The following is a 13,288-nucleotide window of genomic DNA, read 5'->3' on the forward strand; positions in this document are numbered from 1 at the left end:
GACCGGGTCCCCGCCCGGGGCGGCCCGCCGGTCCTGGTCCGGCCTCGGTCCGGGGCGGAGCCGGTTCAGACCGCCGCCGGCTCCCGGCGGCGGCGGCCCCGGTAATCCAGCGGGGCACGATCGAGGTCGGGGGAGAGGATGTCACCGGAGCCGGAGCCGGAGCCGGAGCCGGAGCCGGACAGGGCGGAGGCCGGGAGGGTCGTGCTGACCGCGGTCTCCGTGCGGCGGTGGCGGCGGCCTCGCAGCGGCGCGTCCTGGACGAACGTCGAGGACGCCGAGGACGCCGAGGAGACCGGGGAGACGAGGGCCGCCGGGGAGGCGGCGGGGAACGCGGCGGCCGGGGCCGTCGAGGACCCGGAGGACCCGGGGGACGGCGAGGACACCGAAGGCACCGGGGGCGCCGTCGTCTCCGTGCGGCGGTGGCGGCGGCCCCGCAGCGGCGCGTCCTGGACGAACGTCGAGGACGCCGTGACGGCGGGGACGACCGGGCGCTCCCGGAGACGGCGCCTGCCCTGGTAGGGGAGGCGGGGCCGCTCGGCGGGGGCGATCCCCTCACCCCGGGCCGCCGGGGCGAGCCCGAGGACGGGACCCGTGGCCGCCGGGTCCCCTGCCAGGCCGGGCAGGTCCCGGACGGTGGGCAGGTCCCGGACGGCGGGCAGGTCCCGGACGGCGGGCCCGTCCGGGGAGAGGGAGAACTCCTGGGTCGCGAAGGATCCGCGGGTGAGCGGAGCGTGGCGGCCGAGCCGCCGGCGGCCGGGCGCGCGGCGGCGGCCTCCGCTGCGATGGGAGCCTCCGCTCCGGCGAGAGGGGCGCTCCGCGGCCCCGCTCGCGAAGGCCAGGCGCAGTCCGGCCTGCTTCACCTTGGCGTGCGCGATGATCGCCGCGGCGGCGAGCAGGACCGGGGCGAGCACGTTGGGGCTGGAGAGGTCGGGGACGGTCGGGGTCAGGCCGTCGCTCGCGGCGGCCGGAGCCGTGGCGATCGCCTGGGTGTCGGCGGCGGCCGGCTTGGCGTGCTTGCCGCCGCTCCGGGCCGGGACGCTCCGGACGGGGGAGGATGCGGCCGCGGTGGTCCCGGCGGGGGCCGTGGCGGTCCCGGGGACGCCGCCGGAGGTCGCGGTGGCGGGGGTCTTCGGGGTGGTGCCCGGGGCGGTCTCCGCCGCGGTCCCGGCGGTGGTCTTCGGAGCGGCCGCCACGCCGGTCTTCGCGGTGGTCTTCGGAGCGGCCTTCGCGGTGGTCTTCTGGGCCGGCTTGGCGTGCTTGCCCGTCGCGGGCCGCTCGGCCTTCCCGCTCTCCTCCTGCTGGCCGGGCTTCCCGTCCTCCGTGCCGTCCGGCTGGACGGCGATGAGGATCGGAGAGGTCGGGACGAAGGGGGGCAGGCTGGACGGCGGGTTCACGAAGACGAAGGCGGACTCCTGGACGGTGGGAGCGATCCTCTGCTCCGCGGCCTCCCGGTCCAGCCGTTCCTTGATCTTCGCCGGGTAGCCGTAGCCGACGACCTTGGCGGTGTCACGCTCCTTGCGCTTGGCGACCCCGCCGTCGATGTTGCCCTCGATCGTGTGGATCGTCCGGCCCTCGACCTTGGTGACGATCCCGACGTGGTCGATGTGGCTGAGCTTGCCGGTGCCGCTCCAGTCGAAGAAGACGATGGCCCCGACCTCGGGGGTGGTGCCCCAGGCGTCCTGCTCCTTGAACCACTGCGCGTGGTACACGGTGTAGGCGAACTGGCCGATCCACTCCTCGTAGCCGAGCTTCTTCGCCGCCCACGACAGGTACATGTCGCACCAGGCCGCGTTCGTGAAGGCGTCGTCGTTCGCGACGTTCTCGGCGTACCAGCTGCCGAACTTGGTGTAGCCGCTGCTCTTCTCGGAGTATCCGAGCTCGCTCTCGAGCAGCTCGATGAACTTTTCGATCTCAGGCGTCATATGGAAGTGGGGAGAACCCTCCGGAAGCCGTACTGGCATGGCCGCGCCGCCCCGCGACCGGGCTTCCGGAAGGCCGGGGTCGGACGATGGCGCGTTCACGCCGACCCGCCGGGGGAGGACGGGGTGCGTGTGGCGGCGCCATGGGTCAGTGGTCTTCCGTGACGAGGGAGGTTACCCGCAGGCAAAAGCAGGTCAAGACCGTGCCAAGCGGATACCAGGGTCCCGTTGACCCTCCATCAGGCGCAAAGTCCGACGTCATAGGGGTTTGCGAACTTTCCTCCGGTAAACCGGAAAGGCAAAAAATCTACGAAAAAGGTGGGCGGGGTGGACCCGTCCTCCGGGCGTGTCATCCATGGCAGGTCGTCCGGGGCGCGTCATCCGGGGTGTGTCCCGCGGGGTGGAGCCGTGCCCCCGGGGCGCGCGGCCCCGCCCGGTCCGAGCCCCGGGCCCGGGCCTGAGTGCGAGGCCCGGATTCTGTCCTCCGGTGCGGCTCCGCCCGCCAGGTCGGAACCGCACCCTCAGAATGAGATTCTGTAGAACGCGTTCTAAAATGTGGCCATGACGCTCGACCTTGCCTCCACGGAGGACGCCGAACCCCAGCTCGCCGCGTTGACCGACCTCAGCCGGCGGGTCCGCGACCTGATCGACGCGGTCGCGCTGACCGACGTCCCGGAGGGCGAACTCGCCGCCGCCGCGGCCGAAGTGGCCGCGCTCACCGAGCGCCTCAACGCGGTGCGGCGCGACTCCCCGCGGTCGTTCGAGATCGGCCCCGACGGCGCCCCCCGCAACCTGGGCAACGCGGTGACCGGTTCGGCCAACCCGCACGCCCTCCCGCTGGTCGCCGAGGTCACCCCCGAGCGGACGGTCCGGGCCGAGCTGAGCTTCCGCCCGGCCCACGAGGGGCCGCCGGGCACGGTGCACGGCGGGGTCAGCGCCATGATCCTCGACCATCTGCTGGGCCACGCCACCGCGGTGGCCGGCTTCCCGGGGATGACCGGCACCCTGACCCTGCGCTACCGCAGGCGCGTGCCGTACGGCGAGCCGCTGGTCGCCACCGCCGAGTACGTGCGCTCGGAGGGGCGCAAGCACTGGTCCGAGGGCCGGATCGCCCTCCCGGACGGCACCGTGCTGGTCGAGGCGAGCGGTCTGTTCATCGCCCCGTCCTGGTGGTCCGGCCAGGGGCCGGGGCCGGAGTCCGCGGGTGAGGCTGGCTGAGGCGGGCGCGGGGCCGGGCGGGACGGCGGCGGAAAGGGGGAGGCCCCGCCGGGCGGAGGGCGCAGGGTCAAGGGCCGCCCACGAGGCGGTCAAGACCCGGCGCGGACCCTCCGTGCGGCTCCGGCTAGTATCCGGCGCCGGTGAGCAGGCCCCCGTCCACGGTGAACTCGCTGCCGGTGCAGTAGCTCGACCGGTCGGAGGCCAGGAACGCCACCACGTGCGAGACCTCGACCGGCTTGGCGAAGCGCCGGATCACCATGGACTTGAGGAACGCCTCGCCGTCCACCTCGGCCGCGATCTCCGGGTCCCTGACCATGCCGGTGTTGATGGCTCCGGGGTGCACGGAGTTCACCCGGATCCCGAAGGGAGCCAGTTCGCGTGCGGCGGCCTTGGTGACGCCGCGCACGCCGAACTTCGAGGCGGAGTAGGCGGACATGCCCGCGGCGCCGATGAAGCCCTCGATCGAGGAGATGTTCACGATCGAGCCGCCGCCCGCAGCCTTCATCGGCTCGATCACCGACTTGACGCCGAGCCAGGTGCCCTTGAGGTTCACGTCGATGACCCGGCCGAACTCCTCGAGCGTCATGTCCGCGATCCGGCGGAACTTCAGGACGCCTGCGTTGTTGACCAGGACGTCGAGCCTGCCGTACGTCTCGACGGCGGTGGCCACCGCCCGCTCCCAGTCGCCGGGCTCGGTCACGTCCTGCGGGACGAAGACCGCCCCGGTCTCCTCGGCGAGCGCCTTGCCCTCCTCGGCGAGCACGTCACCGAAGACGACCTGCGCGCCCTCGGCGGCGAGGAGCCGCACATGGGACGCGCCCATGCCCCGCGCGCCGCCGGTGACCAGTGCCACCTTGCCGTCCAGCAGACCCATCGTGAGGCTCCTCGCGGTGACTCGGGCCGCTCTCGCGGCGGTCTCGTGGCGGGGCGGCCGGCTCCCGAAGACGCGCGCCGGAGTGCGGCACGCGCTCCTCGAGGTGGCGGGCGCCCCGGGGCGTCGTGGCTGTCAAACTAGCGCACGCTTGGTTTCCTTACAAGACGCCCTGATCTTCGTTCTCCGCCGCGCCGCCCCCGGCGCCCGCCGGATCGTCCGTCACGTCCTCCATCACGTCCTCCGGCACGTCCGGCACGCCACCGGCGGCGTCCCCCGCGCTGTCTCCCGCGGTGTCCCCGGTGGCGTCCCCGGACCCCGGTGACGGCGTGCCGGACGCCGGGCAGGGGTCGGCGGTGACCGCGACCGTACGGCTCGGCGCGCCCTGGGGCGCCCACGGCCGGGTCTCGGCGGTGACCCGGCGCAGGAGCGTCTGCCCGCAGGCCGGGACCGTGAAGGCGTGCGGGACGAGCAGCCGGTAGGAGCCGGAGCCGGTGAGCGTCAGCGTGCGCGCCGGCTCCCGCGTCATCCGGTCCGCTGCCGGGCCCTCGGCGAACGTGACGGTCAGCACCACGTCCGCCGGGCCCGAGGCGCGGACGCCGATCACCGCCCCGGTCGCGTCGACCGCGATGACCGCCAGGTCGTCGACCGTGTGCGGGGGCACGGACGACGGCCGTACGTCGCTCGGGGAGGGAGCGGGGGTCCGGCCGGGCGGCGAGGCGGAGCCCGGCGCGGAGGGCGGGGTCGTGCCGGGGCCCCGGTCATCGGAGGCGCTCCCGGAGGGCTCCGGGGCGGGGGAGTGCCGGGAGGCGGCCGCGGTGGGCCCGGCCGGGGCGGTGCCCGCCGGGTGCGGCCGCCGGGCCGGGCCGGTGGCGCCCGGCGGCGTGGTCGGCGCGGCGGCCCGGGACGGCTCCGGGACGTCCGGAGGACCGGAGGGCGAGCGGTCCGGGGCCGCGGGCCTCCCCTCCCTCGGGGTCCCGGGGGAGGGGGTGAAGACCCGGTCCGAGGCGAGCGGGCCCGCCGGAGGGCCCGCGGCGACCAGCGCCACGACGACCGCGGCCGCCGCCAGCCCCGCTCCGGCCAGCATCCGGGACCCCGGGCGGGTACGGCGTAGCCCGCCCACCCGCCCGCGCACGTGCCGGGCGACCGAGGCGCCCGCCCGGGCGGCGGATCGGGCGGCGGACCGGGAGGCGGTCCGGCCGGCCGGACGGGCCAGCGGGAAGTCGAGCGCGAACAGGGTCGCCCGCTCGGCCAGGTGCCGCCGCCCGCGGCGCTCCCACTCCGGCCCGTAGACCGAGAGCGCGACCGCCTCCAACTCCGAGGCGAGCGCCCGGGCCGCCGGCGGCCGGTCCGAGGGAGCCTCGGCCAGGCCGCGGGCGGCCAGCCGCCGCACCGGGTCCGGCAGGGCCTCCAGCGGGTCCGGCCCGTCCGGCTCCCACCCCGCCGGGGTGGTGAGGCCCGTCCGGTACGGCCTGCCGGTGACGCACTCGGCGAACACGCGGGCCGCGGCCCGGACGTCGGCGGCCTCGCCCGCCGGGTCGGTCCGTCCGGGAGCCGCCGGGTCCGCCCAACCGGGAGTCTCCGGGGCGGTCCGTCCGGGAGGCGCGGGGCTCCCTTTCCCGGACGCCTCCGGTGGCGGGACCGGCTCCGCGGCGGGAGCGGCGAAGCCGAAGCCGGTGAGTTTCCCGGTCCCGTCCGCCCGGACGAGGATCTTCTCCGCCCGGAAGTCACGGTGCGTGACGCCCGCGGCGTGGGCTCCGGCCAGGCCCAGCAGCGTGCCCTTGAGCACGGCCAGCGCGGCCTCCGGGCTCGTCGCGCCGTGGCCGTCGAGGAGCCTGCGGAGCGCGACGCCGTCGACCAGCTCCGTGACCAGCGCGGCCTCCAGCACGTCCTCGTAGTACTCGTGGAGCCGGACGAGGTGCGGATCGTCGAGCTCGACCAGGACGCGCGCCTGCTCGCGGAGACGGGCCAGGAAGCGCTCGTCGTCCCGGAGGGAGGCGTTCAGGTACTTGATGGCCACGTAGGCGCCGGTGCCGGCGTAGGTGGCCAGCACCACGCGTCCGCCGCTCCCGGCGCCGAGCTCGCGGACCTCGCGGTATCCCGGAACCATGCAGTCCCCCTGTCGAGTGCCGTCGCACTGTTCGACGGTCTCACCCGGGCGGTGGGTTGTCACGGTTCGCCGACTTTGACGGTGGGCAGCATAGAAGTCACTGACAGTAGTCAGTTTGGAGGGATGATGCGCCCGTCGAAACCCGACGTCCCGCTGCTGGCCGTCGCCGTGGGGGCGCTGCTGGCCGTGGTGGTGTGGGGAGCGGTCTTCACCGAGTCGCTCGCCGCGGCCGGCGACGCCGCGCTCGGCTGGGTGCTGGGCAACCTCGGCTGGTTGTTCGTGGTGGCGGCTGACTTCTTCCTGGTCCTGGCCGTCGTGCTCGGGCTCAGCCGGTTCGGCCGGGTCCGCCTCGGCAAGGACGGCGACGTGCCGGAGTTCTCCGATCTCGCCTGGACGGCGATGATGTTCAGCTCCGGGATGGGCATCGGGCTGATGTTCTACGGTGTCGCCGAGCCCATGACGCACCTGCTCAGTCCCCCGCCCGATCTGGGGCTGGCGGCGGGTTCGCCCCAGGCCGCGCGGACCGCCATGGAGTACTCGCTGTTCCACTGGACCCTGCACCCCTGGGCCATCTACGCGGTCACCGGCCTGGCCCTGGCCTACTCCACCTTCCGCAAGGGACGGGGCAACCGGTTCAGCGCGGCCTTCACCCCGCTGTTCGGCGGCAGGCCCCGGCCGCTCGCGGGACGGGTGCTGGACCTGCTGGCCGTACTGGCCACGGTCTTCGGCACCGCGACCAGCCTGGGCCTGGGGGCGCTCCAGGTCGAGTACGGCCTCAACGAGCTGCTCGGGCTGAGCGGGCGGCGGCTGGAGGTGATCGTCATCATCGCGCTGACGGCGGGGTTCGTCGTCTCGGCGGCCACCGGAGTGCACCGCGGCGTGCGCATCCTCAGCACCCTCAACGTCTATCTGGCGGCCGCCCTGGCCTTGTTCATCTTCCTGCTCGGCCCGACCGTCGCGGTCCTCGACCTGGTCCCCGCCTCGCTCGGCGGCTACCTCAACGACCTGCTCTCGATGTCCTCGCGGACGGGCGCGTTCGTCGACAAGGAGTGGCTCGGCGCCTGGACCATCTTCTACTGGGCGTGGTGGATGTCGTGGGCGCCGTTCGTGGGCGCCTTCATCGCCCGGATCTCCCGGGGCCGGACCGTCCGCGAGTTCGTCGTCGGCGTCCTGCTCGTCCCGTCCGGCGCCAGCCTGCTCTGGTTCTCGATCAGCGGGGGCAGCGCCGTGTGGCTGCAGCTTTCGGGCACGGCGGACTTCGCGGGGGAGATCGCGGAGGGGGCGGAGGCGGCGATGTTCGCACTCCTGGCCCAGCTGCCGCTCGGCACGATCGCCACCGCGGTCACGGCGCTGCTGGTGGCCCTCTACTTCGTCACGAGTGCGGACTCGGCCTCCCTGGTGCTCGGCTCGCTGTCCACCGGGGGCTCACTGCACCCTCCCCGCCCCCTGGTGGTGATGTGGGGCGTGCTGGTCGGGACGGTCGCGCTGGTGCTGCTGCTGGCCGGCGGGCTGGAGGCGCTGCAGCAGGCCACGATCTTGGTCGCGCTGCCGTTCGTGGCCGTCATGCTCCTGCTCTGCGCGGCGCTGGTGAAGGAGCTGCGCGACGATCCCGGCGCCGGACCGGTGCTGCACCTCCATCCGCACGGGTTGCCGGACGCCATCCGCAGGGTCAGCGGGGAGGACGGCGCGGAGTGAGCGGGGAGCGGCGCCGGACGCCGGAGACGGAAGCGGGCCGCCCTCGCCCCCGGAGGGCACGGCACGGCGGCGTCGGGCCCGTGGCACTCCGGCCTCAGCCGAGCGACTCGTAGACGGCCTCGGCCAGCCGGTAGGCGCGCAGGCTGCCGGAGACGGCGCCCGCCATCCTGTTCATCGTGTAGGCCATGGCCAGGCCGTGCTCGAGGTCGCCCAGCCCGAGGGAGCCGCCCATGCCGGTGTGGCCGAAGGCGGTCCGCGCCCCCCTGGCGGGGGTGAGATAGGTCATGGACGGGCGCATGTAGCCCAGGCCGAAGGAACTGTCCACGATCAGCACCCGGTCGGGGCCGGCGACCCGGGGCCGTACGGCGTCGCGCAGCGTCTCCGGGCGCAGGATCCGCCCGCCGATCAGCTCACGGTAGAAACCGGCCAGGCCCCGCGCCGTGGTGACGGCCCCCATGGCGGGCCAGCCCGCCCGCAGCGCGACCGGATGGTTGGCGCCGCCGGCCAGCTTGTGCAGCGGCGGGTTGCCCAGGGCCCGGTTCATGAGACTGGCGGGATCCAGTGCGGCGCGGGCCATCTCGTGGACCAGGCCCTGCCCGCCACCTCCCGCCGGGGAGGCGCCGTGCGCGGAACCCCGCGGCTCGGCTCCCGCGGAGCCGCCCGCGGGGGCGGGGGAGACGCCGCCCGGGACGGCGGAGGCCGCGGTGTCTGCGGAGGCAGCGGTGTCCGGGACGGCGGAGGCCGCGGCGCCGGTGGAGTCCGCGGCGGGCGCACCGGGCCTGGCGCGCTCGCCGGCGGACAGGCGGGCCGCCCGCGCCGCCACGTCGTCCGGCGCGCCGACCCAGAGCTCCAGTCCCGCCGGTCCGGCGATCTCGGCGGCCACGAGCTCGCCCACGCTCTTGCCGGACACCCGGCGGACCACCTCGCCGAGCAGGAACCCGTAGGTCAGCGCGTGGTAGCCGTGCGCGGTGCCGGGCTCCCAGAGCGGCTCCTGCCGGGCCAGCCGGGCGGCGATGGCCGCCTGGTCCTCGAACTCCTCCACCGGCACCGGCTCCTCGATCGCCGGCAGCCCCGCCTGGTGGGTGAGCAGGTGCTCGACGGTGATCCGCTCCTTGCCCCGGTCCGCGAACTCCGGCCAGACGCGGGCGACCGGCGCGGTCAGGTCGAGCAGTCCGCGCTCGGCGAGCAGGTGCACGGCCGTCGCGGTCACCGCCTTGGTGCACGAGTAGGCCAGCACGGGCGTGCCGCGCTCCCAGGGGCGGCCGGTGCGCCGGTCGGCGACGCCCCCCCACAGGTCCACGACCGGCTCGCCGTCGAGGTAGACGGCGAACGCCGCGCCGATCTCCTCACCGCGGGCGAAGTGCTCGCCGAACACCTCGCGCACCCGGGCGAACCGGGGGTCGCAGTGCCCGGCCACCGTCGTCGGGGAGCCGCTCCCGGCCCCGTCCTCTGCCGCCATCGACCCGCCCTTCACCGGAGGTGGCGATCGCTTGACCGACCGCTCGGTCTGTGAGCCTAACAACCGGGGCCGCCACCGCCCAGAGGCCCCGGCCGGGAACCTCCCCCGGCTGTTTCCCGGGGCGGGCCCGCCCCGGGAAACAGCCGGGGGAACGGAGGACTCCGGTCCGGACGGTTCTGGTCAGGTGACGGCGGAGTCCGCCGATAGGAGGGCGTTTCCCTCGGAGGTGCCTCCACGTGGAGCACCGCCTCCGTCCCCGCCGGGCCGTCGCGGCGACGCCCGGCAGGCGGGGCGGAGACCCCCTGTTACTTCACGTTCTTCACGTTGGCTTCGGAAAGGAACCGACCGTGTCCGAGGACCGTTCCACCCGCTGGATCCTCTGGGAGCGCGATCCCAGACCGCCGCAGGAGCCGCAGGGCGGCCGGACGCTCTGGGAGCGGAAGGACAGCGCCTTCGCCGGCGCGTCCGCCACGCTCGCCGCGCCAGTCTCCGTCCCGGCGCCCGCCCCCGCCGCCGACCGGCTGGCGACGCTCCCCGCGCCGGAACTGAGCCCGGTGCAGGCGCGGTTCGTCCACGAGCAGCCGCTGGGCATCAGCCAGTACACCGAGCTGATCCACGAGATCATCGACAGGCGGCTGGTGGAGGTGGTGTTCCAGCCGATCGTGGATCTGGCCCATGACCAGGTGGTGGGGTTCGAGGCGCTCAGCCGCGGCCCGCGGAACTCGCCGCTGCGGACGCCGGACCGGCTGTTCGCCGCGGCGCGCGCGGTGGGCCGTGCCGGCGAGCTGGACTGGATCTGCCGCGCCGAGGCGTTCCGGCAGATGCTGCAGCGCAAGATGCCCGCCACGGTCTCGCTGTTCGTCAACGTCGACGCCGCCTCGCTGATCGTGGAGTGCCCCGAGGACCTGCTCCCGATCGTGTGGGAGGCGACCCGGGAGCTGCGGGTCTTCATCGAGATCGACGGGGAGGCGATGAACCGCCATCCCCAGCAGGTGCTGGAGACGGTACGGCGCGCCCGCGCCGCGCGCTGGGGCGTCTCGGTCGGGGAGATCGAGTTCAGCCCGGCCGGGCAGGGGATGCTGCCCGTGCTGGAGCCCGACGTCGTCAAGATCGACCACCGCCTGCTCACCTACGGCCGGGCCTACGCGGGCCAGGCCCTGACCGCGGTGCTGTCGGAGGCCAAGAGCAGCGGGGCGACGCTGCTGGTGGAGAACGTCGAGAACCAGGCGGGCGCCCTGACGGGCCGGAGCCTGGGCGGCACCTATCAGCGAGGCTTCTTCCACGGCCGTCCGGGTGAACTCCCGGCCGCCGTGCCGCCCCCCAAGGCGCCCATCCGGCTGCGCGAGCTGCCGTCCGGCCCCGCGGTCTCCCCCTGGAACCTGGTCGTCCAGTCCGGCGCGCACGTGTCCGGCGGGCTGAGGTGGGAGGAGATCAACGAGCTCACCCCCAACCTGGCCGCCCCCATCGTCCAGTCCTCGGTCGCTCCGGTCGTCGCCTTCCTGCTGCCCGAGTCCGGGTGGAGCACCGAGATGGCGGTCATCTACAGCATCCTCCTGGCCCGCTGCCCGCTGGTGCTGGTGCTGGGCGCCGACGTGGCGAAGTACGGCAACTGGCGGGTCCGCGGCGCCGACCTTCCGGCCGGTCACCCGCTGCTGGAGCACGGCTTCCTGGTGGCGCTCTCGCCGAGCTCCGCCCTCGTCGTCATGGCCCGCCGCCAGGAGAACACCCGGGACCTGTGGGAGGTGGCCATCAGCGAGAGCCCCGAGCTGGCCCGGCAGCTCCTGCGCCACGGCACGGAACTCATCGACGGACTCGAAGGGGGCGTGCGCCACGCCGCCCGGGCGGCGTGAGGGCCGTACCCCGGCCGGCCCGGCGGGCTCCCCGGTGGCGTAGCATCGCGGCCGGTGACAGGCACGGGCACGTCACCCGGCGAGGGAGGGGGCAGGCGCGGTGAGCGGAGCGGGCGGACCGGTCGAGCGTCCCTACGTGCTGCTCAGCTGTGCGATGTCCGTCGACGGGTACATCGACGACGCCACCCCCGACCGGCTCCTGCTCTCCGGGGACGAGGACTTCGACCGGGTCGACGAGGTCCGGGCGGGCTGCGACGCGATCCTGGTCGGAGCGGGCACCGTACGCTGCGACGACCCCCGGCTGCTGGTCCGGTCACCGGAGCGGCGGCGGGCCCGGACGGCGCGCGGCCTGCCGGCCTGCCCCGCCAAGGTGACGCTGACCGCGACGGGAGACCTCGACCCGGCCGGCCGGTTCTTCACCGCCGGGGACGCGGAGAAGATCGTCTACGCCGCGTCGGGCGCGGTGGGCGGGCTCGCCTCCCGGCTCGGGACGGCTGCCGAGGTGGTCGACGCGGGCGAGCCCGTGGACCTCCGCCGGGTCCTGCGCGACCTGGCCGGGCGCGGGGTCCGCCGGCTGATGGTCGAGGGCGGCGGCTCGGTGCACACCCGGTTCCTGAAGGAGGACCTGGCCGACGAGCTCCACCTCGCCGTCGCGCCGTTCCTCGTCGGCGACCCCGCCGCGCCGCGTTTCGTCGGCGGCGGGCCGTTCCCGCAGGGCCCGCGGCGCCGGATGGAGCTGGCGGAGATCCGCCCGCTCGGCGACGTCGCGCTGCTGAGATACCTGATCAGACCGGACGGTCCCGGGCCGGAAGGCCCCGGATCCGGGAGGCGGGCGATGAACGACGACCATGACCGGCTCCGGCTCGCCTGCGAGCTCGCCCGGCTCTGCCCGCCCTCGCGGACCGCCTTCTCCGTCGGCGCCGTCGTGGTCGCCGCCGACGGCACCGAGCTGGCACGCGGCCACTCCCGGGAGGGCGGCGACCCTCACGTGCACGCCGAGGAGGCCGCGCTCGCCAAGATCTCCCCGGACGACCCCCGGCTGCCCGGCGCCACGATCTACAGCAGCCTGGAGCCGTGCAGCGTGCGCCGGTCCCGGCCCCGCACCTGCACCCGGCTGATCATCGACAGCGGGATCCGGCGGGTCGTGCTGGCCTGGCGGGAGCCGGTGCTCTTCGCCGACTGCCACGGCGCGGAGGAACTCGCCGCGGCGGGCGTGGCCGTGGTGGAGCTCCCCGGGCTGGCCGGGCCGGCTCGCGAGCCCAACGCGCACCTGCTCGGGTAGGCGCGCGCCGCGGACGGATCAGGCGATGATCCGGCTCTCGCCGCCGTCCACCAGGAGCGAGGCGCCGGTGACGAACGAGGCCCGCTCGCTGACCAGGAACGCGACCACGTCGCCGACCTCCTCGGGGCGGCCGAGCCGGCCCACGGGCATGCGCTCGCCCCGCTCGTCCAGCTCCGCCGGATCGGGCGTCGTCTCCCGGAGCCGGTCGGTGAGGACCGGCCCGGGCATCACGTTGTTGACCAGGACGCCGTCCCGGCCGACCTCGCGGGCGAGCGTGCGGACGATCCCGGCGACCGCCGAGCGGGTCGCGTTGGACAGCGCCAGCCCGTCGATCGCCTCGCGCGCGGACCGGCTGGTGATCGTGACGATCCGCCCCCAGCCGCGGGAGCACATGTCGGGCAGCACGGCCCGCATGAGCCGGACGGTGCCGAGCAGGTTGCGCTCGACGGCCACCTCCCAGGCGTCCATGCCGACGCTGCGGAAATCCCCCCGCGGAGGCCCTCCGGCGTTCGCGACCAGGATGTCCACCGGCCCCAGCACCTCGCGCGTCTCGGCGACGATCCGCTCGGCGGCCTGGGGATCCTCCACGTCGCCGAGGACCGCGTGCACCGTCCCGCCGTACTCCTGCAGCTCGACCACGGCGTCGGCGAGCCGCTCCGGGGAGCGGGCGCTCACGCAGACGGCGCAGCCCTCCCTGGCGAGGCTCTTGGCCGAGGCGAGGCCGAGGCCGGCGCTGCCGCCCGTGACGAGGGCGACCTTCCCCTTGATTCCGAGGTCCACGACACGACGCTACAACAGGCCGCCGCGCGGTGGCCGGACGCAGGCCGGTCGGGGAGCGGCGGGCGGGGAACGGGGGCCGGGAAGGCGGGGAACGCGGAAGCCGC

The 13,288-nt window shown here is 75.1% G+C and carries 9 protein-coding genes and 1 pseudogene; 5 read left to right on the plus strand and 5 right to left on the minus strand.

Features of this window, described 5'->3' with window-relative positions; genetic code table 11:
• Positions 1–65: 65 nt before the first annotated feature.
• Positions 66–1,922, minus strand: coding sequence for a CHAP domain-containing protein (locus tag ACFOWE_RS13365; RefSeq protein ID WP_377287611.1), 1,857 nt, complete (start codon positions 1,920–1,922; stop codon positions 66–68).
• A gap of 558 nt (positions 1,923–2,480) precedes the next feature.
• Between ACFOWE_RS13365 and ACFOWE_RS13370 the strand changes: the two genes are divergently transcribed.
• Complete coding sequence (locus tag ACFOWE_RS13370) at positions 2,481–3,137, plus strand: PaaI family thioesterase (RefSeq protein WP_377287612.1); 657 nt, start codon at positions 2,481–2,483, stop codon at positions 3,135–3,137.
• 124 nt (positions 3,138–3,261) lie between these two features.
• On the opposite strand, the gene ACFOWE_RS13375 is transcribed toward ACFOWE_RS13370, so the two are convergent.
• Both ACFOWE_RS13375 and ACFOWE_RS13380 read right to left on the minus strand, forming a co-directional pair.
• Positions 3,262–4,011 (minus strand): glucose 1-dehydrogenase, encoded by a 750-nt coding sequence (locus ACFOWE_RS13375; RefSeq protein WP_377287613.1) that lies wholly within the window; start codon positions 4,009–4,011, stop codon positions 3,262–3,264.
• Between the two features lie 157 nt (positions 4,012–4,168).
• Complete coding sequence (locus ACFOWE_RS13380) at positions 4,169–6,118, minus strand: protein kinase domain-containing protein (RefSeq protein WP_377287614.1); 1,950 nt, start codon at positions 6,116–6,118, stop codon at positions 4,169–4,171.
• A gap of 123 nt (positions 6,119–6,241) precedes the next feature.
• On the opposite strand from ACFOWE_RS13380, the gene ACFOWE_RS13385 reads away from it, so the two are divergent.
• A complete protein-coding gene (locus tag ACFOWE_RS13385) occupies positions 6,242–7,813 on the plus strand; it encodes a BCCT family transporter (RefSeq protein WP_377287615.1) in 1,572 nt (523 codons plus the stop codon).
• Between the two features lie 94 nt (positions 7,814–7,907).
• Here ACFOWE_RS13385 and ACFOWE_RS13390 read toward each other — a convergent pair whose 3' ends face one another.
• Positions 7,908–9,272: a serine hydrolase domain-containing protein gene (locus ACFOWE_RS13390; protein WP_377287616.1), complete on the minus strand. Its 1,365-nt coding sequence runs from the start codon at positions 9,270–9,272 to the stop codon at positions 7,908–7,910.
• 347 nt (positions 9,273–9,619) lie between these two features.
• Here ACFOWE_RS13390 and ACFOWE_RS13395 point away from each other — a divergent pair, with 347 nt between their 5' ends.
• The 3 genes and pseudogenes from ACFOWE_RS13395 (at position 9,620) to ACFOWE_RS13405 (ending at position 12,404) form a co-directional block, all read left to right on the plus strand.
• Entirely contained in the window at positions 9,620–11,122 is a 1,503-nt protein-coding gene (locus tag ACFOWE_RS13395; RefSeq protein ID WP_377287617.1) for an EAL domain-containing protein, read from the plus strand.
• Between the two features lie 154 nt (positions 11,123–11,276).
• Positions 11,277–11,828, plus strand: a pseudogene (locus ACFOWE_RS13400) (RibD family protein); the annotation flags it as partial.
• 129 nt (positions 11,829–11,957) lie between these two features.
• On the plus strand, positions 11,958–12,404 hold the full coding sequence (locus tag ACFOWE_RS13405; RefSeq protein WP_377289102.1) for a deaminase: 447 nt from the start codon (positions 11,958–11,960) through the stop codon (positions 12,402–12,404).
• Between the two features lie 18 nt (positions 12,405–12,422).
• On the opposite strand, the gene ACFOWE_RS13410 is transcribed toward ACFOWE_RS13405, so the two are convergent.
• Complete coding sequence (locus ACFOWE_RS13410; protein ID WP_377287618.1) at positions 12,423–13,184, minus strand: SDR family NAD(P)-dependent oxidoreductase; 762 nt, start codon at positions 13,182–13,184, stop codon at positions 12,423–12,425.
• Positions 13,185–13,288 lie beyond the last annotated feature (104 nt).

It is taken from the genome of Planomonospora corallina, from assembly GCF_042650625.1.
Lineage (GTDB): Bacteria > Actinomycetota > Actinomycetes > Streptosporangiales > Streptosporangiaceae > Planomonospora_B > Planomonospora_B corallina.

Coding starts and splice junctions, on each gene's coding strand:
- ACFOWE_RS13405 (WP_377289102.1), top strand. CDS start 11,958: ATGAACGACGACCATGACCGGCTCCGGCTCGCCTGCGAGCTCGCCCGG.
- ACFOWE_RS13380 (WP_377287614.1), bottom strand. CDS start 6,118: ATGGTTCCGGGATACCGCGAGGTCCGCGAGCTCGGCGCCGGGAGCGGC.
- ACFOWE_RS13365 (WP_377287611.1), bottom strand. CDS start 1,922: ATGACGCCTGAGATCGAAAAGTTCATCGAGCTGCTCGAGAGCGAGCTC.
- ACFOWE_RS13370 (WP_377287612.1), top strand. CDS start 2,481: ATGACGCTCGACCTTGCCTCCACGGAGGACGCCGAACCCCAGCTCGCC.
- ACFOWE_RS13390 (WP_377287616.1), bottom strand. CDS start 9,272: ATGGCGGCAGAGGACGGGGCCGGGAGCGGCTCCCCGACGACGGTGGCC.
- ACFOWE_RS13375 (WP_377287613.1), bottom strand. CDS start 4,011: ATGGGTCTGCTGGACGGCAAGGTGGCACTGGTCACCGGCGGCGCGCGG.
- ACFOWE_RS13385 (WP_377287615.1), top strand. CDS start 6,242: ATGATGCGCCCGTCGAAACCCGACGTCCCGCTGCTGGCCGTCGCCGTG.